The 21850-nt window shown below is 70.8% G+C and carries 16 protein-coding genes and 1 pseudogene; 6 read left to right on the forward strand and 11 right to left on the reverse strand.

Going from position 1 to position 21850, the window contains the following annotated elements; all coding sequences use genetic code 11:
• The first annotated feature begins 60 nt into the window (after nt 1–60).
• Nucleotides 61–2361 carry a methyl-accepting chemotaxis protein gene (locus ACT80S_RS02640; protein ID WP_377412242.1) on the forward strand — a complete coding sequence of 767 codons (2301 nt, stop codon included), beginning with the start codon at nt 61–63 and terminating at the stop codon, nt 2359–2361.
• A 20-nt stretch (nt 2362–2381) separates the two neighbouring features.
• Here the strand turns inward: ACT80S_RS02640 and ACT80S_RS02645 are convergent, their stop codons facing one another.
• Together ACT80S_RS02645 and ACT80S_RS02650 are read right to left on the reverse strand one after the other, a co-directional pair.
• Nucleotides 2382–3017: a response regulator transcription factor gene (locus ACT80S_RS02645; RefSeq protein WP_377412244.1), complete on the reverse strand. Its 636-nt coding sequence runs from the start codon at nt 3015–3017 to the stop codon at nt 2382–2384.
• Between the two features lie 7 nt (nt 3018–3024).
• The gene (locus ACT80S_RS02650) at nt 3025–5037 is read right to left on the reverse strand and encodes a sensor histidine kinase (protein WP_377412246.1); all 2013 of its coding nucleotides are present in this window, start codon (nt 5035–5037) and stop codon (nt 3025–3027) included.
• Between the two features lie 143 nt (nt 5038–5180).
• On the opposite strand from ACT80S_RS02650, the gene ACT80S_RS02655 reads away from it, so the two are divergent.
• From ACT80S_RS02655 to ACT80S_RS02670, 4 genes are all read left to right on the forward strand, one after another.
• Nucleotides 5181–6224, forward strand: coding sequence for a DctP family TRAP transporter solute-binding subunit (locus ACT80S_RS02655; protein WP_377412248.1), 1044 nt, complete (start codon nt 5181–5183; stop codon nt 6222–6224).
• A gap of 107 nt (nt 6225–6331) precedes the next feature.
• Nucleotides 6332–7105, forward strand: coding sequence for a hypothetical protein (locus tag ACT80S_RS02660; protein WP_377412250.1), 774 nt, complete (start codon nt 6332–6334; stop codon nt 7103–7105).
• Nucleotides 7102–7236 (forward strand): hypothetical protein, encoded by a 135-nt coding sequence (locus tag ACT80S_RS02665; RefSeq protein ID WP_377412252.1) that lies wholly within the window; start codon nt 7102–7104, stop codon nt 7234–7236. Before ACT80S_RS02660 ends, ACT80S_RS02665 begins: the two co-directional genes overlap by 4 nt.
• A 35-nt stretch (nt 7237–7271) precedes the next feature.
• Nucleotides 7272–8306: a hypothetical protein gene (locus ACT80S_RS02670; RefSeq protein ID WP_377412254.1), complete on the forward strand. Its 1035-nt coding sequence runs from the start codon at nt 7272–7274 to the stop codon at nt 8304–8306.
• A 14-nt stretch (nt 8307–8320) separates the two neighbouring features.
• On the opposite strand, the gene ACT80S_RS02675 is transcribed toward ACT80S_RS02670, so the two are convergent.
• The 5 genes from ACT80S_RS02675 to ACT80S_RS02695 form a co-directional block, all read right to left on the reverse strand.
• Entirely contained in the window at nt 8321–9640 is a 1320-nt protein-coding gene (locus ACT80S_RS02675; protein WP_377412256.1) for a GGDEF domain-containing protein, read from the reverse strand.
• A 250-nt stretch (nt 9641–9890) separates the two neighbouring features.
• Nucleotides 9891–10964 carry a patatin-like phospholipase family protein gene (locus ACT80S_RS02680; RefSeq protein ID WP_377412258.1) on the reverse strand — a complete coding sequence of 358 codons (1074 nt, stop codon included), beginning with the start codon at nt 10962–10964 and terminating at the stop codon, nt 9891–9893.
• Nucleotides 10965–11078: 114 nt separating this feature from the next.
• Complete coding sequence (locus ACT80S_RS02685; protein ID WP_377412262.1) at nt 11079–11483, reverse strand: hypothetical protein; 405 nt, start codon at nt 11481–11483, stop codon at nt 11079–11081.
• 110 nt (nt 11484–11593) lie between these two features.
• Nucleotides 11594–12217: a tRNA-uridine aminocarboxypropyltransferase gene (locus ACT80S_RS02690; protein ID WP_377412264.1), complete on the reverse strand. Its 624-nt coding sequence runs from the start codon at nt 12215–12217 to the stop codon at nt 11594–11596.
• A 53-nt stretch (nt 12218–12270) separates the two neighbouring features.
• Nucleotides 12271–12687, reverse strand: a complete 417-nt coding sequence (locus ACT80S_RS02695; RefSeq protein WP_377412266.1) for an SRPBCC domain-containing protein — start codon at nt 12685–12687, stop codon at nt 12271–12273.
• Nucleotides 12688–12892: 205 nt separating this feature from the next.
• Between ACT80S_RS02695 and ACT80S_RS02700 the strand changes: the two genes are divergently transcribed.
• Complete coding sequence (locus ACT80S_RS02700; RefSeq protein WP_377412268.1) at nt 12893–14269, forward strand: TAXI family TRAP transporter solute-binding subunit; 1377 nt, start codon at nt 12893–12895, stop codon at nt 14267–14269.
• Between the two features lie 241 nt (nt 14270–14510).
• Here the strand turns inward: ACT80S_RS02700 and ACT80S_RS02705 are convergent.
• From ACT80S_RS02705 to ACT80S_RS02720, 4 genes and pseudogenes are all read right to left on the reverse strand, one after another.
• Nucleotides 14511–15803: pseudogene (locus tag ACT80S_RS02705) on the reverse strand (malic enzyme-like NAD(P)-binding protein); the annotation flags it as partial.
• 121 nt (nt 15804–15924) lie between these two features.
• Entirely contained in the window at nt 15925–17235 is a 1311-nt protein-coding gene (locus tag ACT80S_RS02710; RefSeq protein ID WP_377412270.1) for a Glu/Leu/Phe/Val family dehydrogenase, read from the reverse strand.
• Nucleotides 17236–17237: 2 nt separating this feature from the next.
• Complete coding sequence (locus ACT80S_RS02715; RefSeq protein ID WP_377412272.1) at nt 17238–20897, reverse strand: hydantoinase B/oxoprolinase family protein; 3660 nt, start codon at nt 20895–20897, stop codon at nt 17238–17240.
• 123 nt (nt 20898–21020) lie between these two features.
• Nucleotides 21021–21824 carry a putative hydro-lyase gene (locus ACT80S_RS02720; RefSeq protein WP_377412274.1) on the reverse strand — a complete coding sequence of 268 codons (804 nt, stop codon included), beginning with the start codon at nt 21822–21824 and terminating at the stop codon, nt 21021–21023.
• Nucleotides 21825–21850 lie beyond the last annotated feature (26 nt).

Consider the following 21850-nt stretch of genomic DNA (forward strand, 5'->3'; position numbering starts at 1 on the left):
TAATTTGCAACTGAAGCTAAGATGAGGGCGTACAAGACACGAGCGTACAGGAGACACGCAATGACCCAGTGGCTGGCCCGATTCACGATCCGCGCGCGACTGCTTGCCCTCGTCGGGCTGACCTTGTTCGTGCTGACGCTCTTCGCCCTGGAGGTCGTGGCCGAGCGCTACCAGCAAGGCCAGGCCTTCGAGCGGGGCGCCCGTGCCATGGAAGAAGCCGCGCTGGCCGGCGACCTCGTGCACCAGGTGCAGAGCGAGCGGGGCCTGAGCGCGGGCTTCATCGGCGCCCAGGGCGCTGCCCAGGCGGCCGAGCCCCTGCGCCAGCAGCGCGCCCAGGCCGACCAGCGCCTGCGCGCCCTGCAGGCGGCCCTGCCGGCCGACGCCGCCGGGCCGCGCAAGATGCTCGAGGAACTGGCCGCCGGCCTGGCCGAGACCCGCGGCAAGGTCGACACCCTGGCGCTGGACGCCCCGACCGCGGTGGCCTGGTACAACGCCCGGATCGAGCAGTGGCTGGCCCACATCGGCGCCCTGCAGCGCCAGGCGCCCGATGCGAACTTCGCCCGCCAGGTCACCGGCTACTTCTACCTGGTGTCGGCCAAGGAGTACTACGGCCGCGAGCGCGCGCTGGTCAATTCCGTCCTGAGCAGCCGCAAGCCCCTGGGTGACCAGGGCGTGCGCAACCTGAATGTGATCGTGGCCCGCCAGGCCACCTTCGAGGCGCTGCTGCGCGCCACGGCCGACCCGGCCGACGCCGCCCAGTTCGACGAGGCCCTGAAGGCCCCGGCCTCGGTGGCCGCCCTGGAGATGCGCAACGCGGTCATCGAGAACGCGGCCAAGGGCGACTACCCGGTGGCCGCCGCCGACTGGTGGACCCAGATCAGCGCCAAGATGGCCGCGGTCAAGCAGGTCGACGACAAGATCGCCAGCCGCCTCACCGCCAACGCCCGCGCGCTGGCCCACGAGCGCCAGCGCCAGCTGTTGCTGGCCGCGGCCGCCAGCGCGGCGGCGCTCCTGATCAGCCTCGGCCTGGCCTGGGCCGTGGCACGCAGCATCCGCCGTCCGCTGGAACAGCTGCAGGGGGCCATGAAGGAGATCGGCGAGAGCTTCGACCTGTCCCGCCAGGTGGCGGTGACCGGCCGCGACGAGATCGCCCAGACCGCCGGCAGCTTCAACCGCATGATGCGCACGCTCTCGGGCGCGATCGGCGAGGTGGACACCGCCATGCGCGGGCTCGCCGCCGGCGACTTCTCGCGGCCGATCCAGGCCCCGCTGCGCGGCGACATGGAGCGCCTGAAGCAGTCGGTGAACCAGACGCTGGCGTCGGTCGCCGAGGTGATCCAGGGCCTGAGCGGCGTGACGCGGGCCCTGCAATCGGGTGACCTGTCGGCCCGCATGAGCGTGCAGGCGCGCGGCGCCTTCGAGCAGGCGGCCACCCAGCTCACCAGCGCGGTGGCAGCCCTGCAGGCCATGACCGGCGACATCGGCCGCGTGATGAGCGCGGTGGCCGGCGGTGACCTGCGCCTGCGGGTGGCGGCCCAGGCCCAGGGCGACCTGCTGCGCCTGAAGAGCGACATCAACGGCTCGCTGGATTCGCTGGCGGGCACGCTGCGCCAGGTCAACACCAACACCCGCCAGGTCGCCACGGCCTCGGGGCAGACCAGCACCGCCATCAGCCAGATCGCCGACGGCGTGCAGAACCAGACCATGGCCCTGAGCCAGGTCGCCACCGCGGTGCGCCAGACCGCCACCGCGGTCGCCGATGTCTCGCGCAACACCGAGTTCGCCAGCGGCCAGGCCCGCGAGGCGGCGACGATGACGCGCTCGGGCATCGAGAAGATGGAGCGCATGGTCGAAGTGGTCGGCCGCATCGCCTCGAACTCCGAGAAGATCAGCAAGATCACCGAGGTGATCGAGAAGATCGCCAACAAGACCAACCTGCTGTCGCTGAACGCCGCCATCGAGGCCGCGCGCGCCGGCGAGCATGGCAAGGGCTTCTCGGTGGTGGCCGAGGAAGTGGGCAAGCTGGCCCAGAGCAGCGCCGAGAGCTCCCAGGAGATCGCCGCGCTCGTGGCCGAGGCGGTGCAGGAAACGCGCAACGCCGTCGCGGCCGTGGGCGAGGTGCGCGCCGACATGAGCAACCTGGAAGCCAGCGCGCAGCAGACCCGTTCCATGCTGGAGCGCATCGCCGCGGCGATGGAGCAGCAGTCCAGCGCGGTCGAGGAAATCAACGCCAACCTGGCCAGCCTCGACCAGATCGCCGCCGCCAACGCCTCCGCCTCGGAGGAGATCACGGCGACGGTGATCGGACTGTCGAAGCTCGCGGATTCGACGCGCGAGGAAGTCGAGCGCTTCGCGATCTGAGGACCGGCGCGCTGGCGGGCTCAGCCCTCCAGCGCGATCGCCAGGGCGCGCATGTTCGCCAGCGTGGTCGCCAGTTCGGCCGCCGAGTCCACGCCCAGCTTCTCGAACACCCGGGCGCGGTGCACTTCGACCATGCGCTCGGAGACCTCCAGCTTCGCCGCGATGACCTTGTTCAGGTCGCCGGCCGCCACCAGCAGGGCGACGCGCCGCTGCTGCGGCGTCACCTCCTGCCACATCGAGGCCAGGAACTCGCGGCGCCGGGCCTCGGCCTGCCACTGCGCCTCCAGCGCGAAGGCGCGGCCCAGGCGCTCGATCAGCGAGTCGTCGGTGTAGGGCTTCTCCAGGAAGTCCACCGCGCCGCGCTGCACCGAGGCGACCGCCATCGGGATGCTGCCGTGGCCGCTGAGGAACAGGACCGGGTTGCGCGCGTGCAGCCCGCGCGCGATCAGGGCCTGGTGGACCTCCTCGCCGCCCATGGGCTCCATCCGCATGTCCAGCAGGAAGACGCCACGCACCGGGGCGGGCGCGGCATCGACGGCCGCCAGCAGGTCGGCGCCGCGCTCGAAGGCGAACACCTCCATGTCGTGCTGCTGCAGCAGGAACGCCAGCGCGCCGCGCACGGCGGGATCGTCATCGCACAGGTAGATGGTCTTCATGCGGGAGTCAGCTCGCGGGAGGTGGGGCCGCTGCCGCAGGCGCGGACGGCGCGGAAGGCGCGGCGGGAAGGGTGAACCGGAACAGCGCGCCGCCCTCGGGCGCCGCCGCCAGCGACAGCGCGCCGCCATGGGCCTCGACGATCTCGCGGCAGATCCCCAGCCCCAGGCCCAGGGAGGTCGACTTGTCCTTGGTGGTGTAGAACGGCGCGCACAGCGCCTCCAGGCTGAGGCCCTGCACGCCCGGGCCGTTGTCGGCCACCTCCACCCAGGCCGCGCCGCCCTCGCCGCCCTCGCCGCCCTCGCCGCCCGCCACGTCCCCGGCGCCGGTGCGCACGGCCACCTGGCGCGGGCCGGGCTGGCCAGCCAGCGCGTCAGCCGCATTGCGAAGCAGGTTGGTGAGCACCTGCTCGATCCCCACCCGCTCCATGGACACCGGGGGCAGGCCGGGCGCCAGCTCGCAGGTGAGGGCCACGCCCTGGCGCCGGATCGCGGCGGCCCGCAGGTCGCACACGGCGCGGACCACGGCGTTGAGGTCCTCCGGCCTGCGCTGCGGGTCCTTGCGCTGGGTCTGGCGCCGGATCCAGTGGACGATGTCGCCGGCGCGGCGCGCCTGCTCCTGCACCTGCATCGCCGCCTCGACCACCGCCGATTCGCCGCCCGCATGGGTGCGGACCCATTTGAGCAGGCCGGCGCTGTAGCCCATGACCGCGGTGAGCGGCTGGTTCAGCTCGTGGGCGAGCTCGGACGCGAGCAGCCCCAGGTCGTTCAGGCGCGCATGCTGGGCGACCTGTTCGACATGCCGGCGTTCGCGCTCCTCGAGCTGCTTGCGCGCGCTGATGTCGACGATGGACCCCATCCAGCCGACATGCTCGCCTTCGGAGTTGAACAGGCGCGACTCGAAGATCATCACGTCCAGCGGCCCGCCATCGCGGTGGATCCAGCGGGTCTCGTAGCCGCTGGCGGGCGCGCCGCCGGCCAGCGTGTCGAGGTTGCGCGCCATCATCGCGTCGATCGCGTCGGCCGGCCAGAACGGCAGCGGTGGCACCAGGCCCACCAGCTCCTCGCGGGTGTAGCCCACCATCTCGCACAGCGTGCGGTTGACGTACAGGATGCGCCCCTCCAGGTCGCGGGCGCGCAGGCCCACCAGGGCCGAATCCTCCATGGACTGCCGCCACGCCGCCTCGTGGCGGGCGCTCACGACCGCGCGCTGGACCCGCTGCATCTGGCCCCGCAGCAGCCACGAGCCGGCCGCGCCCAGCACCAGCAGGCCCGCCAGCAGCAGCACGGTCTGGGTGCGCTGCCACCAGGGCAGCGGCACCTGGAACGGGCGCAGCACCACCGAGACATCGCCGGTGCCCGCGAGCCGGCGCTCGAAGGCCACCTGAGAGGGCACGCCGTGGCGGCCGGCGGTGGTGGCGATCACCTCGCGCAGCTCGGAGAGGAATTCGACCTCGTAGCGGCGGTTCAGCCAGACCCAGTCGGTGCTCCCGAGCAGGTCGGAGAGTTCGTAGCGCGCCAGCAGCCAGCCGGAGCCCGCGGCGCCCGCACCCGGCACCTCCACGCGCAGGTGCTGCGCCTGCCCCCGCGTGCGGATCAGGAGGTCGGGGCGCGCGGCGCCGTCCGGGCCGCCGCGGCGCTCGGCCCGCGCCAGCACCTGCTGGTCGGCGTCCAGCCACACCACCCGGTTCCACAGGCGCTGCAGGCCGGCCGCCACGCCCGGCACCGCCGCGAGCGCGGCATCGGAGGCGGCGCCCGGGCCAGCGAGGCGGTCACTGATCTCGCGCAGGCGGGCGCGCTCGGCATCCTGGCGCGCCAGCAGCTGCGCCTCGACGCTGGCCACGTCGGCCTCCAGCGTGCGGCGGAAGGCCTCGCGTTCGTCGGCATCGATGCCATGGGCCCAGGCCACCACCAGGAGGGCGAAGCCGGCCGCGGTCAGCAGCGGCAGCAGCCACAGCGCGCGCCGCCAGCCCGCGTTGGCGGCGGACGGCTCGAGCGGCAGGGGGGCGCGGAGGAAGGCCACGGGCCATTCTAGGGAGCGGCGGGGGCGCCGCCGCCCCGGGCATGCGCCGAGGTGTGGAAACCCACACCTGTGGAACCCCACACTGGCCGCGCCGGGCCCTGCCCCTAGACTGTAGTCAATCCGACTAACACCACGCCGACGCCATGTCCGCCTCCAGCCCCCGCATCGACACCCGCCGCCGCCGCCAGCTGCTGCGGGCCGGCGCCGCCGCCTGCGCCGGCGCGCTGGCGCCCTCGAGCCACGGCGCCAGCCGCGCCCGGCCGATCCTGGTCGAGTTCAGCCACGTGGTGTCCGCGGACACCGCCAAGGGCCGGGCCGCGCTGTACTTCAAGGCGCTGGCCGAGGCGCGCACCGGCGGCCGCGTACGGGTCGAGGTGCATCCGGACAGCACCCTGTACAAGGACCGCGAGGAACTCGAGGCGCTGCGCATGGGGGCGGTGCAGATGCTCGCCCCGTCGCTGTCCAAGCTCTCCGCGCTGGGCATCGGCGACTTCGAGGTCTTCGACCTGCCCTTCCTGTTCCGCGACCAGGCGGCTTTCCGCGCGGTGGCCGACGGAGCGCTGGGCGCCGGCCTGCTGCAGCGGCTGGCGCCGCTGGGCCTGCAGGGCCTGTGCTACTGGGACAACGGCTTCAAGGTCTTCACCGCCAACCGGCCGATCCACGGCCCGGGCGACGTGCGCGGGCTGAAGGTGCGGGTGCAGGCCTCGCGTACCCTGGTCGAACAGATGCGGACACTCGGCGCGCAGGTCTCGGTCTCGCCCCTGGCCAACGTGTTCGAGTCCCTGCGCACCGGCCAGCTCGATGGCCAGGAGAACGTGCCGAGCAACATCCACAGCCAGCGCCTGCACGAGGCGCAATCCCACCTGAGCGTGACCCGGCATGGCTACCTGGCCTATGCCGTCCTCACCAACCGCCGCTTCTGGGAGCGGCTGCCCGATGACATCCGCCAGCACCTGCAGGCGGCCCTGCGCGAGGCCACGCGCTTCGCCAACCAGATCGCCGAGGCCGAGAACCACCAGGCGCTGGAGCGCATCGCCGCCAGCGGCCGGGTGACGATGTTCACGCCCTCGCCGCTGCAGCTGCGCCAGTGGCGTGAGGCGCTGGCCCCGGTCGATGCCGCCACGCGCGGCTGGATCGACCCGCAGCTGGCGGCCGCCTTCCGCCGCGCCGGCGCGCCGCCGCCCTGACCCCGCGCGCCCGCCGGCGCCCTTCCCCCCACCGCCCTCGCGAGCGGCACGCCCCGTGCCGCGGGGAGAGCCTTTGCCCGCACGTTCATCACTCCAGGAGAAACGACATGACAAGTTTGACGAGATCCCCCGCATCGCCCGCGATCCCGTGGCTGCGATGGGCCGCGGTCGCCGGCGGCGTGGGGCTGCTGGCCCTGTTCGCGCCTGTCCTCTGGCTGGCCGCCGCCGGCGGCCTGGGACTGGTGGTCACCGGCCTGCTGCTGGGCCTGGCCTATGCCGCCGTCCAGGCCCTGCCCTGGCTGGGGCAGCGCCTGGAGAACCGGCTGCTGGCCGCCCGCAAGGCCGAGGCCCGGCGCAACCCGATCGAGCAGCTGCAGAACGAGCTGCTGCGGCGCGCACAGCGCCTCAAGGCGTTCCGCGATGCGCTGGTGGTGGTGGGCGGCCAGGTCGAGACGATCTCGCAGATGCTGGCGCAGCGCCGCCACCACGACCCGCAGCACGCGCTGGACCGGCAGGAAAAGGCACTGGCGCGGCTGCAGCAGTTCCACGCGCTGAACATCGCCCGCCTGCAGCAGGCACAGGCCGCCCTGGACGATTTCCGCGCGGCGATCGAGCGCAAGGAGAGCGAGTGGCGCATCGCCCTGGCCATCGACGAGGCGACGGCCATGCTCGACCCGCGCGCCGCCGACGCCCTGGTGCAGGACCTGCTCACCGACACCGCGCTGAGCGCCGTGCAGGAGCGTTTCAACAGCGTCTTCGCCGAGCTGGACGTGCAGATGTCCAGCGTGGACGGCCCCACGCGCCGGCTGCTGGAGCCGGACAGCCTCTCGCGCATGGACGCCCTCGAACTGCCCACCCTGCGCACCGGGAGCGCGTCATGAACTTCTGGCAACGCTTCCGCCGCTGCGCGCAGGTCGTGCTCGCCGTCCTCGCCGTGGTCGCCCTGGTGGGCGCCCTCACCTCCCCCGCCCCCCAGCCGGGTGCGCCGCGCAGCGGCACCACCGGCCTGTGAATCCCCAACCCCGAACCATGGAAAGGAAACGAGACATGAACACGAATCCCCTGAGCCCGAAGCTCCCGATGGCCGCGGCGATCACCCTGGCCCTCGGGCTGGCCGCCGGCGCGCACGCCCAGCCTGCGCCGTCCGGCCCGCCTGCCGCAGCCGCCCTGCCCGCCGCGGCCGATGCGAACCGCATCCTGCGCATCGCCACCGGCGCCAAGGGCAAGGGCTTTTCCCGCGTCTTCGCCGACGTCCAGTCGGTGTGCGGCGCGCAGGTGGCCATGACCGAGGTGACCAGCGAAGGCGGCCTGCAGAACCTCACGACCCTGGCCGCCAACCGGGCGGACCTCGGCTTCGTGCAGCTCGACACGCTGCGCGAGCTCAGGACCTCGGATGAGGCCATCGGCCAGCTGCAGATGGTGCAGCCGATGAACGCCAACCTGCTGCACCTGGTGGCCCGCCAGGACGGCCACCCGCGCTGGTGGCTGCCGGTGGACCACCGCTGGGTGAACAAGCCGATCACCCGCTTCACGGACCTCCAGGGGCTGCCGGTGGCGGCCGTCGGCTCGGCCCGGTCCCTGGGCCGGCTGCTCGATCGCCAGCATGACCTCGGCCTCGTGTTCAAGGACGTGGAGACCGACGAACAGGCCCTGCAGCTGGTGAAGTCGGGCCAGGCCGCGGCCATGCTCACCACCAGCGGCTGGCCCAATGGCCCGGTGCAGCGCCTGGGCCGCGCGGACCGCCTGATGCTCCTGCCCTTCGACCTGCCGGTGAAGGCGCCCTACCAGCTGGTGCGCAAGAACTACGACAACATCGACACCTTCAACTTCGACTTCCTGGCCAGCCCCAACCTGCTGGTGACGCGCCCCTTCGCCCCGGGCGGCGCCAAGGGCCAGGCGGTGCAGGCACTGCGCACCTGCCTGCAGAAGAACCTGCGGGTGCTGCAGGAGGGCGCCTTTGAACCGGCCTGGCGCGAGGTGCGCGAGCGCCAGGACGGCGAGAACGACCTCTGGCCCGCGTTCGGCGTTGCGCAGCCCGCCCCGGCGATGCCGGCGGTCAAGACCGTCAAGGTCCAGCGCTGAGGGCCGGCCCGCCCTCAGGCCGCCGCCTTCACCACGTTGCGCCCGCCGCCCTTGGCCTCGTACATGGCGCGGTCGGCGCGGCGCATCAGGGCGTCCAGGGACTGCCGGGGTTCATGGGCGACGACGCCGAAGCTGGCCGTCACCACGCCCACGCCCGGGATCGCGTGCTCGGCGAACGAGGCCCGCAGCTTCTCCGCCACCGCGTAGGCGCCGGCCAGGCCGGTGTTGGGCAGCAGGAGCAGGAACTCCTCGCCCCCCCAGCGAAACAGCAGGTCCGACTTGCGGATCACGTGCTGGGCAACCATGCTCAGTTCGACGAGGACGCGGTCGCCGGCCATGTGGCCGTGGGTGTCGTTGATCTGCTTGAAATGGTCGACGTCAAGGAGCACCAGCGACAGCGGCAGCTCGTGACGGTCGGCCTTGGCCATCTCCGCGACGACCACGTCGTCGAAGTGCCGGCGGTTCCACAGCCCGGTCAGGTTGTCGACGATGGCCACCTGGGCCAGGCGCTGGTTGGCCGCCTCCAGCGTGCGGTTCAGGGACTCGGCGGTCTCCTTGGCGCGCCGGAGTTCTTCCTCGTGCTGCTTCTGCTCCGCGAGCTGCCGGCGGGTCGCCTCCTCCAGCTCGATCATGCTGCGATGGTGGGCCTTCTCCAGCCGGTAGGCCAGGAAGCCGACCGTTGTCAGGATGGAAAAGATCGTGTAGGCGAGAACGATCGAGGTCGAAAACGGGTTGGGGGCGAACATCGGTTGCGACTGCCCCTCGGCCAGGACACTGACCAGCCGGGCCAGGTTGACGAAGGCCACCGGCAGGATCCCCGCGCCGACCATCACCAGGCCGCGGCTGCGCAGCGGCCGGCCCACGGTGTAGATCTGGTACACCAGCGCCGTCTCGAGGACGACCAGTGCCACCGAGGTCAGGATGACGCCGGCCGAGCCGTACAGCCCCCGCCACTCGATGGCGGCGTAGGCCAGCAGCAGTGCCGCCAGCGGCGGCGCCACCCACCGCCACCGGGCCGGCGGCCGGCCGGCTTCCCGCCGCATCGCCTCCACGAACAGCCACGTGCCGGCGACCATCGTGCTGCCGGTGATGCCGTTGGCGCGCTGCACGAAACCCAGGACCAGGCTGCTGAAGGTGATGACGCACAGGCCGGCGAACCACAGCCGGGTGGCCCGGTCCTCCGCCTCGCGCAGGTGGCCCCAGGAGATCGGGGTCAGCCCGATGATCAGGAGCTGGCACAGCCAGATCAGGAGGTGCGTGGCGGTCTGGACGGTCGGCTGCAGCGGCCCGGTCTCCGCGGCGAAGGCGGAGCCCGAGCAGGCGCTTGCGGCCAAGGCGACCGCGGCGCCTGCCGTCGACGGCCCTGTTGCGCCGTGAAACCTGGTACCTAGAACATGGTAGATCGTCATGTTTCAATCTGAAACATATTTCCTACCGAACTTTACAAGCAAATGGTGGCGAGCGGCTCCCGCGTCGGATAGATCCTACCCAATCTGATCAGGAATTGAGTGACCCGCGCGGGCGGCCCGGGAGGGCGACGGGAAGGGCGCCGGCGCCCGGCGACCCCGGGCAGGGAGCCGGGGCTCAGGGCGCCGGGCAGGCGCCGTCCAGGCCCGCCATGCCGGCCAGCTTCTGCAGGCGCGAGCGCTGCTCCAGGCAGGCCTGGCGCTGCGCCTCGGCCTCCTTCTGCCTGGCGAGGCGGGTGGCCTGCTCGCGCGCGGCCTGCAGCTGCGCGATGCGCTCGCGGATCTGGGGCATGGCCGCCAGGGCGGCCTTCTCGCCCTCCAGGATGGCGCTGGCACGCTGGGTGAAATCGGCGCCGCCGATGTCCAGGACCTGCGGGCGCACGATGACGTCGGCCCGGGCCAGTTCGGCCTGGCCGAGCCGCTGTCCCATGATCGCGATGGACTGGCTGAGCGTGCCCAGCATGCCGGAGGGCGTCTGGCCGCGGGCCTTGCTGGAGATGTCGACCGCGACCACCAGGTCCGCGCCCAGCTCGCGGGCCGCGTCGACGGGCACCGGGCTGACGACGCCGCCATCGACGAAGTGGTACCGGCCGATGGTGACGGGCTGGAACACGCCCGGCACGCTGCTGGAGGCCCGCACGGCCTGGCCGGTGTTGCCGCGGGCGAAGACCGTGCGCTCGCCGTCCTCCAGGCGCGTCGCCACGGCCACGAAGGGCTTGGCGAGCCGCTCCAGCGGCTGGCGGCGCACCTGCTCGTTCACGTAGTCCTCGAGCTTCTGCCCGAGCAGCAGCCCGCCGGAGGACAGCTGCAGGTCGCGGATCTTCGCCTCGTCGAGCGCGACGGCCTTCTCCTGCAGCTCGAACGCGTTCATGCCGCTGGCGTAGAGGGCGCCGACCACGCTGCCGGCGCTGGTGCCGGCCACCACGGCGGGCGCCAGGCCATTGGCCTCCAGCATCTTGATGACGCCGATGTGCGCGAAGCCCTTGGCCGCGCCGCCACCCAGGGCGATGCCGATCTTGACGGAGGGCGAAGACGGGGCAGCGGCCTGCGCCGGTGCCGCGGTCACCGCGCCCGAAGGTGCGCCGGCGGGCGGCGTGCTGCCGCAGGCAGCCAGGGCCGCCACGCCCAGGAGGGCGAAGGGGCGGCGCAGGGCAGTCAGGAGGGTGGAGACGGTCGGGACGGGCAGGGGCATGCCGGGAGAACGCAGCGCTGGGGGGAAGGTGGGGAGTTTATCGGCCGCGTCCGGGGGCCGCATCCGGGCGGGGAAGTGGCCTTGCCGGGGTGGCAAGGAATGCCGGCCCCTCGTTCACTGGAGTGGGCGATGCGATTCGGGGTCGAGCTCCACGGTCCATTGTTCCGCGTCCCTCGCCGCGTACCCATCGCCATCAACGGTGAAATGGTCGCCATCCAGGAAGGAGACGGTGATTTCATCCCCCTCCTTTTCGCACGCCAGGGGAAACGGCCCCTCTCCCGTCGTCAGGTTCGACACGGCGGAGTCGTAAACCCCATCGGGCGGACCCGCCGTGCTGGCGGCGGCGGGCGCCGGCGGGGCCAGGGCCAAGGGCTGGGGGGGGCTGGCGCTGGCGGCGTCGGCAACCGGAAGTCGTGCACCGGGCGGGTCCGAGGCTGCGAGCCAGATCGCTCCGGCGAGAGCGGCGGCCGGTATGCGGGCGCGCATGATGGCCCGCCGGCAGATTGCGAACTTTTCCATGAATCGCCTCTTCAGGGAAAGCACGTCACAAAAAGTATTTCATGACCGGCGGCAATTCAATCCATTTGCAGTCCGCCGGAGCCGGTCCGGCGTGATGCAGGGCGGGCACTTTACGGGCCGTGATGCCGTTCCGCCGGGGGCTGCTGCCGGGCCGCCACGCCCGCGACGAATCGGCCGAACGCATCGAGCAGCGGCGCGGACTCGAAGGCCGGCCCCTCGAGCAGGGCCAGCGCCTGCACGGTGGCCTCCAGCGTCGAGACCTGGTCCGCCCGGCGCGCGGCGCGGATCGCGCGGTAGCAGGTCGGCGCCGGCGCCTCCAGGGACAGCCGCGGCAGCGCCGCCAGCGCCGGATGCTCCAGCAGCATCCGCAGGCTCTTGCGCCACGTGGCGTCGATCACCACGAGCCGCACGGGCGCCGCGGGGACCGCCGCGGCCGGCGGCGCCGGCGCGGCCGGGACGTCGGGGTACAGCAGCCGGGTCTCGCGCCCCGGCCGATGCAGCAGGGCCTGCAGCACCTCGGGGGCGAAGCGCTCCCCGACGACCACCTCGCACTGCGCCAGCGACAGGCGCAGCAGCGCCACGCTGTTCTTCGCCTGGCGCTGCTCCTGCGGGTGCTGGAGCACCAGGACCTCGGTGCGGTGGGGCGTCGGCCGCGCCAGCGCGCACAGGCAGGTCGACTGCGGGCGCAGGCAGTGCCCGCAGGTGGCGCGGCGAGGCAGGGGCGGAGCGTTCATGCGCGGGCGTTTCGGGGGCCGCGGACCGGCCTCGTCCGGCCCCGCGGTCCTCGTCATTCCAGGGCCAGCTTCCCGATGACGTGGCGGCGGAAGCTGTCCAGGATCGCTTGCCATCCGGTTCGCTGCTGCTCCTCGGAGTGCGTCCGTTCGGCGTCGAACGTGACGGTGACGGTGACACCATCCGCACCGTCCTTGAATTCCACCTTGCCGGTGCGATCGCCGAAGACGTACTCGATCAGCTCGAGGTGGACGATGCGGGTGTACTGGCCCGCGAAGTCGAAGCCGAAGGAGCCGTCCTTGGCCTCCATGCGGGAGCTGAAACTGCCGCCGGGCCGCAGGTCCACCGTCGCCGCAGTCGTGTGCCAGTCGGGGGAGGCCGTGTTCCAGGCCTTGATGTCTTCCGGCGTGGTGTACGCGGCCCACACGGCGTGCAACGGCGCGGGGACGACGGTCGAGACGATGATCTTCATGGTGGCTCCAGTCTGCGGCGGTGGGGCAGGTCGCGGGGGCTCGGGCGCGCCAGGCCCGCAAGGAGTGTACGGGCCGGCCTGCCGGCGAGGGCCGGTGCCGACACGGGCCGGCCCGGCCGACCGCGGGGACGCCGGCGCAGGGCGGTCGTCGCCGCATGCCGCCTTTGAGACAATCCCCGCATCGGGCCCAACGAGCAGGAGCGCCATGAGCGAGGCAGACAGGTCATCCCGCATCCGCTACAGGCTGCTGTCGGCGCGGGACCTGCTGATCTCGGTCGCCCCCTTCGCGCTGCTGGGTGTGGCCTTGCTGGTGCTGGCGTACCTCTGGCTCGACCCCATGCCGCCCCAGCGCGTGCGCCTGGCCACCGGCCCGGCGCAAAGCGCCTACGAGGAGTTCGGCAAACGCTACCGCGCCGCCCTGGCGCTCCAGGGCATCGAGGTCGTGCTGGTCCCCAGCGAGGGCTCGCTCGCCAACGAGCGGCTCCTGCGCGAAGGCGGGGCGGACCTGGCGTTCGTCCAGGGAGGCACCGCGCCGGCCCACGCGAGGGACGACACCTCGCCCGACCTGGTCTCGCTGGGCAGCCTGTTCGTGGAGCCGTTGTGGCTGTTCTACCGGCCGCAGACGGTCCGCCGCCACGTGCCCGCGGGCACCCTGTCGGGCCTGCCCCAGCTTAAGGGCCTGCGCCTGAACGTCGGCACCCGCGGCAGCGGCGTCCCGCGGCTCATGGACCGGCTCCTCGAGGCCAACCGCATCGACCCGTCCGAACTGCAGGTCTCGGAACTGGACCAGACCGCGGCGACGATGGCGTTCCTGGACGGCCAGGTCGACGCCCTGGTGTTCGCCTCCGCGCCTGAATCGTTGATGGTGCAGATGCTGCTGCAGACGCCGGGGGTCCGGTTGATGGACCTGCCTCAAAGCGAGGCGTACTCCCGGCGCTTCGGCTTCCTGGCGCCGGTGGTGCTGCCGAGAGGGGTGGTCGACCTGGCGCGTGACCTGCCGCCGCAGGATGTGCGGCTGGTGGCCACCACCACCTCGCTGCTCGCGCGAGCGCAGACGCATCCTGCGCTGGTCCAGCTCTTCGCGCAGACCGCTGCTTCACTGCACGGGTCGGCGGGCTGGTTCAACCGGGCCAGGGCCTTCCCCAGCATCGAGCAGAACGAGTACCCGCTTTCGCGCGAGGCCGAGCGGGCGATCCGGTCCGGCGCCCCCTTCCTGCAACGCTACCTGCCGTTCTGGCTGGCCAACCTGGTGGAGCGCATGTGGCTGGCGCTGGGCATCATCATCGCCATCCTGCTGCCGCTGTCACGCATCGTGCCGCCGCTCTACACGTTCCGGATCCGCTCGCGGGTGTTCCGCTGGTACGGGCAGTTGCGGGCGCTGGAGGAGCGGGCAACCCAGGAAGCCGGCGACCGGTCCGACGTGCAGCGCGAGCTGGACGCCCTCGAGCGGCGGGTGGCGCGGCTGACGGTGCCGCTGTCGTACGCCGACGAGCTCTATGCCCTGCGAGCCAATATCAACCTGGTGCGCGCGAGGCTGGAAGCCCGGCCCCGGGAGTCCGCCTCGCCGGCGCAACAGGGTTGAATGGAGGCGGTGCAGGCGGGCTTGCCGGGGTGCGGGCGGGGCGCTGCGGGAGATCAAGTGGGCGGGTGAACGGTTTGCAGCGGGAGCGGTCCCTCGCGGCCACCTTGGCCGATGCCTGCTCCCGACCCGGAGCGGACAGTCACCCTCTTTTTGCGAGCGACCGCTCCAGGACGCGGATTAGTTGCCAATAAAGGCAGCTCCTGTTTCTTGTCGAACATCGCTCGTAGTTTCGTCAAGGCCCTGGCGCTTTGTGCAAGCCTGGATGGCTATGCAATTCAGCCAGGGTGCGCTGGTAGTTGACCAGATCCGGTATCGGGCGAGCGGCGACGCCGGCTCTTTGCGCGGCGCTGGCAACGGCCACAGCCAAACGTGGGAGCAAGCGACGGTCAAAAGGTGACGGGATGAAGTACTGGCGACCAAACGCCCGTCCGGTCCCTTCAGCGCCAACCTCGCCTTCGCGCGCCAATTTCGCCAACTCGGTGACACAGGCCAACTTCATCTCGCGGGTAATGCGGGACGCACCACAATCAAGCGCACCACGAAAAATGTAGGGAAAGCAAAGGACGTTATTGACCTGGTTCGGATAGTCCGAGCGACCTGTGGCAATGATGCAGTCGCCACGCGCAGCCATCGCCAGCGCCGGGCGAATCTCCGGTTCAGGGTTCGCGAGTGCCAGGATGATCGGATTGGGAGCCATCGTGCGAACCATCTCGGGCGTCAGAACCCCTGCGGCCGAACACCCGAGGAAAGCGTCAGCACCCTCAACTGCGTCCTTCAACGTGCGCGCCCTGGTTTCGAGTGCGAACGGCACTTTCGATGGATCCAGATCCTGGCTGCGTCCCGAATGGATCACACCCTTGGAGTCAACCAACAGGAGGTTCTCCCGGCGCACTCCCAACTCCAGCATCATCTCGGCGCATGCAAGGGCAGCGGCGCCTGCTCCGGAGACCGCAATCCGGATTGTTCCCAGGGACTTACCCGCTAACTCGCAGCCATTGAGCAGTGCTGCGGCGGCGATGATGGCCGTGCCGTGCTGGTCGTCATGGAACACCGGTATGGAAACGCGTTCCTGCAGCTTGCGTTCGATGTAGAAGCACTCTGGCGCCTTGATGTCCTCCAGATTGATGCCACCCAGTGTCGGCTCCAGGGCCGCAATGATGTCCACCAGCTTGTCAGGGTCAGTTTCCGCCAGTTCGATGTCGAACACGTTTACGCCGGCGAACTTCTTGAACAAGCAGGCCTTGCCTTCCATCACAGGCTTGCTGGCCAGAGGGCCGATATTGCCCAAACCCAGAACAGCCGTTCCGTTGGTGATGACTCCCACCAGATTCCCGCGTGCGGTGTATTCATTGGCCAGGGCGGGTTGAGCCTGGATCTCCAGGCAGGGGTAGGCAACCCCTGGCGAGTAGGCAAGAGCGAGGTCTTCAACGCTGTCCAGCGCTTTGGTGGGAGCCATCTCGAGCTTTCCAGGCTTGCCAAGACGGTGGTAGTCCAGTGCGGCCGCGCGCAGCGTCGCTTCTTGTAGGAGCTTCATGTGTGGATTCGAGTACGAGAGGTCCGCGCCCTCCCGTTGTTCTTCGTGTGGATCCGGCCCGCGACGGACACTGCCCTGGTTGGGTTAACGGACTGCTTTCAGCCACAGCCCCGTATGTGCCCTATGGGTACAGGCCGCGCTCGGCCCGAGCGGAGAGGATGCGCTCGCATGCCACAGCGAACGTCGCAGTGCGCAAAGAAATCCGATGCTGCTCGGATGTCTCCCAGATCCGCTCCAGGGCACCGACCATGATCTGCTCCAGCCGTGCGTTGATTTCGGCCTCGCTCCAGAAAAAGCTGGAGAAGTCCTGGACCCATTCAAAGTAGCTCACGGTCACGCCGCCAGCGTTGCAGATCACATCCGGGACGACCCGGATGCCCCGCACGGCCAGCACGTCATCGGCTTCGGGCAAGGTCGGGCCGTTGGCGCCTTCGAGCACCAGCCGGGCCTTCAGGCGCTGCGCACGCGCGGCGGTGATCTGTCCTTCCAGTGCCGCGGGAATCAGGATGTCGCACGGCAAGTCCCAGAACTCCTCGGTGGTGACCGACTGCGCGCCGGGGAAGCCTGCCACCGACCCTGTTTCCCGGTGGTGGGCCTGGAGCGCCGGCAAGTCCAGTCCTGCCTCGGCGAACACCGTGGCCGCATGGTCCTGCACCGCGCACACCTGGCAGCCGGCCTCGGCAAAGAGTTCGGCGGCAATACCGCCCACATTGCCGAAGCCCTGCACCGAAACGCGCGCTCCCTTCAACTCCAGGCCCATGCGGCGCGCCGCCTCCCGCCCGGTGATGAACACGCCGCGCCCCGTCGCCTTGACGCGTCCGAGCGATCCGCCCAGGTGGATCGGCTTGCCGGTGACCACGCCGGTGCTGGTCGCGCCCACGTTCATGGAGTAGGTGTCCATCATCCAGGCCATGACCTGGGCGTTGGTGTTGACGTCGGGCGCGGGAATGTCCTGCTGCGGGCCGATGACCAGGCCGATCTCGCTGGTGTAGCGGCGGGTCAGCCGCTCCAGTTCCTTGACGGACAACAGCTTGGGATCGACGCGAATGCCGCCCTTGGCGCCTCCGAACGGCACGTTGACTGCCGCGTTCTTGATCGACATCCAGCCGGCCAGCGCCATCACCTCGTCGAGCGTGACCTGCGGGTGGTAGCGCACACCGCCCTTCCCGGGGCCCCGGCTCAGGTTGTGCTGGACCCGGTAGCCCTCGAAGTGGGCGATCGTGCCGTCGTCGAGCTCGATGGGGACATCGACGATCAGTGCCCGCTTGGGCCGGCACAGCGTGTCCGCCCAGCGCGAGAGCGGCCCCAGGTAGGGCAGCACGCGCTCCACCTGCGCCAGGTAGGTCTGCCAGGGACTGCCTGCCGTCGCCGGCAGGTAGGACAGCCCGGGCTCGGTGCCGGGCCTGGCCAGGGCGCGTACGGGTGCGTTCATGCTCAGGCCTCCTTGCCGTAGCCGCCACCGCCAGGGGTGGTGATGACGAAGACATCCTGCGGCTGCATTTCGACCTGGCCGATGTGGCCCAGTTCCTCGATCCGACCGTCGGCACGCTCCACGTGGTTGCGACCCACGGCACCGGCACCGCCGCCGGCCATGCCGAAGGCCCCGTGGAGGCGGCCATTGGACAGTATGGAAGCCGTCATGGGGGCCAGGAATCGGATGCGGCGCTCGCCACCCTCGCCGCCCTGCCAGCGCCCGGCCCCGCCCGAACCGCTGCGGATGGTGTAGCTGTCCAGGCGCACCGGGAAGCGGAACTCCAGCACCTCTGGATCGGTAAGCCGCGAGTTGGTCATGTGGGTCTGGACCACGTCGGTTCCGTCAAAGCCCGGACCCGCACCCGAGCCGCCCGAGATGGTCTCGTAATACTGGCGCTGCGCATCACCGAAGGTGAAGTTGCTCATGGTGCAGGGGCTGCTGGCCATCGCGCCCAGGGCGCCATACAGCGCGTTGGTCACGCACTGCGAGGTCTCGACGTTGCCGGCAACAACGGCCGCCGGGTAGACCGGATTGAGCATGCACCCCTGGGGCACGATCACCTCGATGGGCTTGAGGCATCCCGCGTTCAGCGGAATGGTGTCGTCCACCAGCGTGCGGAACACGTAAAGGACCGCCGCCATGGTGATGGCCTTGGGCGCGTTGAAGTTGTTCGGTAGCTGCGCGCTGGTCCCGGTGAAATCCACGGTCGCCGACCGCGTGGCGGCATGGACCGTCACCTTCGCTCGGATCCGCGCACCGTTGTCCAGGGGCAGCGTGAACTCGCCGTCTTTGAGCGCCGTGATGACGCGGCGCACGGACTCCTCGGCGTTGTCCTGCACGTGCTGCATGTAGGCCGCCACGGTCTCGCGGCCATACTGGGCCACCATCGCGCGCAGTTCCTGGACGCCTTTCTCGTTGGCGGCGATCTGAGCGCGCAGGTCGGCCAGGTTCTGGGCCGGGTTGCGCGACGGGTAAGGGCCGGACGACAGGAGCGCCGACAACTCCTCGGCCCGCAGGCGCCCAGCCTCGACGAGCTTGAAATTGTCAATCAGGACACCCTCTTCATCGATGGACTTCGAGAAGGGAGGCATCGATCCTGGGGTCGTTCCGCCCACGTCGGCGTGGTGGCCGCGCGATGCAACGTAGAATGCCGGCCGGGACTCGCCCTCGTCGAGGTAGACGGGCGTAACCACCGTGATGTCGGGCAGGTGGGTACCCCCGTGGTACGGGTCGTTGAGCACATAGACGTCGCCCGGCTTCATCTCCGGGTTGCGCTCGACCACCGAGCGGATCGACTCGCTCATCGAGCCCAGGTGCACCGGCATGTGCGGCGCGTTGGCGATCAGTTGGCCCTGGGAGTCGAACACGGCGCAGCTGAAGTCCAGCCGCTCCTTGATGTTGACCGAGTAGGCGGTGTTCTGCAGGCGCAGCCCCATCTGCTCGGCGATGTTCATGAACAGGTTGTTGAACACTTCGAGCATGACGGGATCGGCTTCGGTTCCCACGGCATGCACCGCCGCGCGCGGGCGGATGCGGGCCAGTTCCAGGTCGCCGTTGGCGCGCAGGACCGCCTGCCAGCCCGGGTCCACCACGGTGGTGGCGTTCTTCTCGGCGATCACCGCCGGGCCGTCGATCGTGGCGCCCGCGGCGAGCGATTCACGCACGTGCAGTTGCGCGTCACGCCAGCCGGCGGGCTGCTCGTCGGCAAGGCAGTACATGCGCACTTGGGCGCGGGGCTGCGGCTGGTGCGCCTTTTCCGGCACGCCGGCGCCATGAGCTGCCGGCCGCTCGCCCGCCGCGATGCACTCGACGCTCACCGACTCGATCACCAGGGCCCGGTCGGGCATCAGGAAGGCGTAGCGCTGGCGGTAGGCCGCCTCGAACTCCTCGCGCACCGTGGCGAGGGCCTGCCGCTCGCCCGCGGCGGCGGCCGGCAAGGCGCAGCCCAGGGCCGTGTCGGTCCCTTCGTAGCGCACTTGCAGCCTAGCCACGGATTCGAGGGCATCGGGGGCGACGCCCTGCGACTGAAGTTCGTGGGATGCCTCGCCGCGCAGCTTGTCGGCCAGGCCACGGGCGGCGGCCAGGCCGTCGGCATCGAGCCGGCGCTCCACCGAGCCTTCGCGCATGGCGGTCTGGTCCGCCAGCCCCATGCCGTAGGCGCTGAGCACCCCGGCGAAGGGATGCGCCAGGATGCGCGTCATGCCCAGCGCATCGGCCACCAGGCAGGCGGCCTGGCCGCCGGCGCCGCCGAAGCATTGCAGCGTGTAGCTGGTCACGTCATAGCCACGCGCCACCGAAATGCGCTTGACGGCGTTGGCCATGGCGCCCACGGCAATCTGCAGGGCACCGGCAGCGACCTCCTCAGCACTCACCGGCTTGCCTGCCGCCTGGCCCATGGCCTGGGCCATCTCGCCAAAGCGCCGGGCCACGACATCACGGTCCAGCGGCTCGTCGGCCGCGGGGCCGAAGACGCGGGGGAAGAACTCGGGCTGGATGCGTCCCAGCATGACGTTGGCGTCGGTGGTGGCCAGCGGGCCTCCGCGCCGGTAGCTGGCCGGCCCCGGATTGGCACCGGCGGAGTCCGGACCGACGCGCAGGCGGGCGCCGTCGAACTGGATGACCGAGCCGCCGCCGGCGGCCACCGTGTGAATGCTCATCATCGGCGCGCGCATGCGCACCCCCGCCACCTCGGTGTCGAACGCCCGCTCGAACTCGCCGGCGAAGTGGGAGACGTCGGTGGACGTGCCGCCCATGTCGAAGCCGATCACCTTCGGGTGGTCGGCGGCCAGCGCGGTGCGCACCATGCCGACGATGCCGCCGGCGGGGCCCGACAAGATGGCGTCCTTACCCTGGAAGCGGCGGGCCTCGGTCAGGCCGCCCGAGCTTTGCATGAAGAACAGCGGCACGCCCGGCATCTGCGAGGCGACCTGCTCGACGTAGCGGCGCAGGATCGGGGACAGGTAGGCATCCACCACCGTCGTGTCACCCCGCGGGATCAGCTTCATCAGCGGGCTGACCTCGTGCGACACCGACACCTGGGTGAAGCCGATCTCCCGGGCCAGGGCCGCGGCGGCCTGCTCGTGGGCCGGAGCGCGGTAGCCATGCAGGAAGACGATGGCGCAGGCGCGCAGCCCGTCGTCGTAGGCGGCCTGCAGCTGCGGCCGCAGGGCCCGCAGGTCCAGCGGCTGGAGCTCCTCGCCCTGGGCATCCACGCGCTCGTCGGCCTCGACCACGCGCTCGTACAGCAGCTCGGGCAGCTGGATGTGGCGCTCGAACAGGCGGGGCCTGGCCTGGGTGGCAATGCGCAGCGCGTCGCGGAAGCCGCGCGTGGTCACCAGCAGGGTGCGGTCGCCCTTGCGCTCGAGCAGCGCGTTGGTGGCCACCGTCGTGCCCATCTTCACGCACTCGACGCGCTCGGGCGTGATCGCCTCACCGGGTGCTAGCCCCAGCAGGCGGCGGATGCCTTCGACCGCGGCGTCTCGGTATTGCTCGGGGTTTTCGGACAGCAGCTTCAGCGTGTGCAGCGTGCCGTCGGGCGCGCGGCCCACCAGGTCGGTGAAGGTGCCGCCGCGGTCGATCCAGAACTGCCAGCGCAGGGGGGTGGATGGACGTGTGTTCATAGTTGGCTCCAGGTCAACAAGGCGTAGGAATCCCTGCGTGCAGCACGGGGCGCACGGTGATCGGGGTGTTGGGTGAGGCAGGCGGCCCGGGTGGGGGCCGCCAAGGTGAGGCAGGCTCGTTGCTCAGGTTGCGACCAAGTCGCGATTGAGGCGGTCGGTCACCAGCATGCAGCCGGGGACGTGGGTGATGCACAGCGCCGGCAGGGCGGCGGCCAGGGCGACCTGGGGCGTGACGCCGCAGGCCCAGAACACGGGCAACTCGTCGTCACGTACTTCGACCGCGTCACCGAAGTCGGGCCGATCCAGGTCCTGGATCCCGATGAGGCCGGGATCGCCCAGGTGGACCGGGGCGCCGTGCACCGCCGGCATGCGCGAGGTGATCTCGATGGCGCGGACCGCATCGGCGGCCTTGAGCGGCCGCATCGACACCACCATCGGGCCCTGGAACGGGCCGGCCGGCTGCGTGGGGATATCGGTGCGGTACATCGCGACGTTGCGCCCCTGGGCCACATGGCGCAGCGCAATGCCCTGGGCCAGCAGGGCATGCTCGAACGAGAAGGAGCATCCCAGCACGAAGCTCACCAAGTCGTCGCGCCACAGGGCCTGCAGGCTGGAGACTTCGTCCACCAGCGCCCCATGGTGCCAGACCCGGTACGCAGGCACGTCGCTGCGGATATCCAGGTCGGCCGCCAGCTGGGGCAAGGCCGGATCGCCCGGCTTCGAGACGGCCAGCACCGGGCAGGGCTTCGGGTTGCGCTCGCAATAGCGCTGGAAGTCGGACGCCAGGTCGGCCGGGAGGATCACCAGGTTGCCCTGCACATAGTCGGCGGCCAGGCCGCTGGTGTGCCCTGCCAGCCGGCCCTGGCGCGCGGCCAGGCGGACCTCCAGCCCGGTCGAGGCGCTCGACAACTGCGAAACGGTCTGCACGGAGGGCTCCTGTGGGTCAGTGGTGG

The organism is Ramlibacter sp. MAHUQ-53, assembly GCF_052600055.1.

Excerpts from the sequence above, each read along its gene's own strand:
- ACT80S_RS02710 (WP_377412270.1), bottom strand. The coding sequence starts at position 17,235 with ATGAACGCACCCGTACGCGCCCTGGCCAGGCCCGGCACCGAGCCCGGG.
- ACT80S_RS02660 (WP_377412250.1), top strand. The coding sequence starts at position 6,332 with ATGACAAGTTTGACGAGATCCCCCGCATCGCCCGCGATCCCGTGGCTG.
- ACT80S_RS02640 (WP_377412242.1), top strand. The coding sequence starts at position 61 with ATGACCCAGTGGCTGGCCCGATTCACGATCCGCGCGCGACTGCTTGCC.
- ACT80S_RS02695 (WP_377412266.1), bottom strand. The coding sequence starts at position 12,687 with ATGAAGATCATCGTCTCGACCGTCGTCCCCGCGCCGTTGCACGCCGTG.
- ACT80S_RS02685 (WP_377412262.1), bottom strand. The coding sequence starts at position 11,483 with ATGGAAAAGTTCGCAATCTGCCGGCGGGCCATCATGCGCGCCCGCATA.
- ACT80S_RS02680 (WP_377412258.1), bottom strand. The coding sequence starts at position 10,964 with ATGCCCCTGCCCGTCCCGACCGTCTCCACCCTCCTGACTGCCCTGCGC.
- ACT80S_RS02700 (WP_377412268.1), top strand. The coding sequence starts at position 12,893 with ATGAGCGAGGCAGACAGGTCATCCCGCATCCGCTACAGGCTGCTGTCG.
- ACT80S_RS02715 (WP_377412272.1), bottom strand. The coding sequence starts at position 20,897 with ATGAACACACGTCCATCCACCCCCCTGCGCTGGCAGTTCTGGATCGAC.
- ACT80S_RS02645 (WP_377412244.1), bottom strand. The coding sequence starts at position 3,017 with ATGAAGACCATCTACCTGTGCGATGACGATCCCGCCGTGCGCGGCGCG.
- ACT80S_RS02670 (WP_377412254.1), top strand. The coding sequence starts at position 7,272 with ATGAACACGAATCCCCTGAGCCCGAAGCTCCCGATGGCCGCGGCGATC.
- ACT80S_RS02690 (WP_377412264.1), bottom strand. The coding sequence starts at position 12,217 with ATGAACGCTCCGCCCCTGCCTCGCCGCGCCACCTGCGGGCACTGCCTG.
- ACT80S_RS02655 (WP_377412248.1), top strand. The coding sequence starts at position 5,181 with ATGTCCGCCTCCAGCCCCCGCATCGACACCCGCCGCCGCCGCCAGCTG.
- ACT80S_RS02665 (WP_377412252.1), top strand. The coding sequence starts at position 7,102 with ATGAACTTCTGGCAACGCTTCCGCCGCTGCGCGCAGGTCGTGCTCGCC.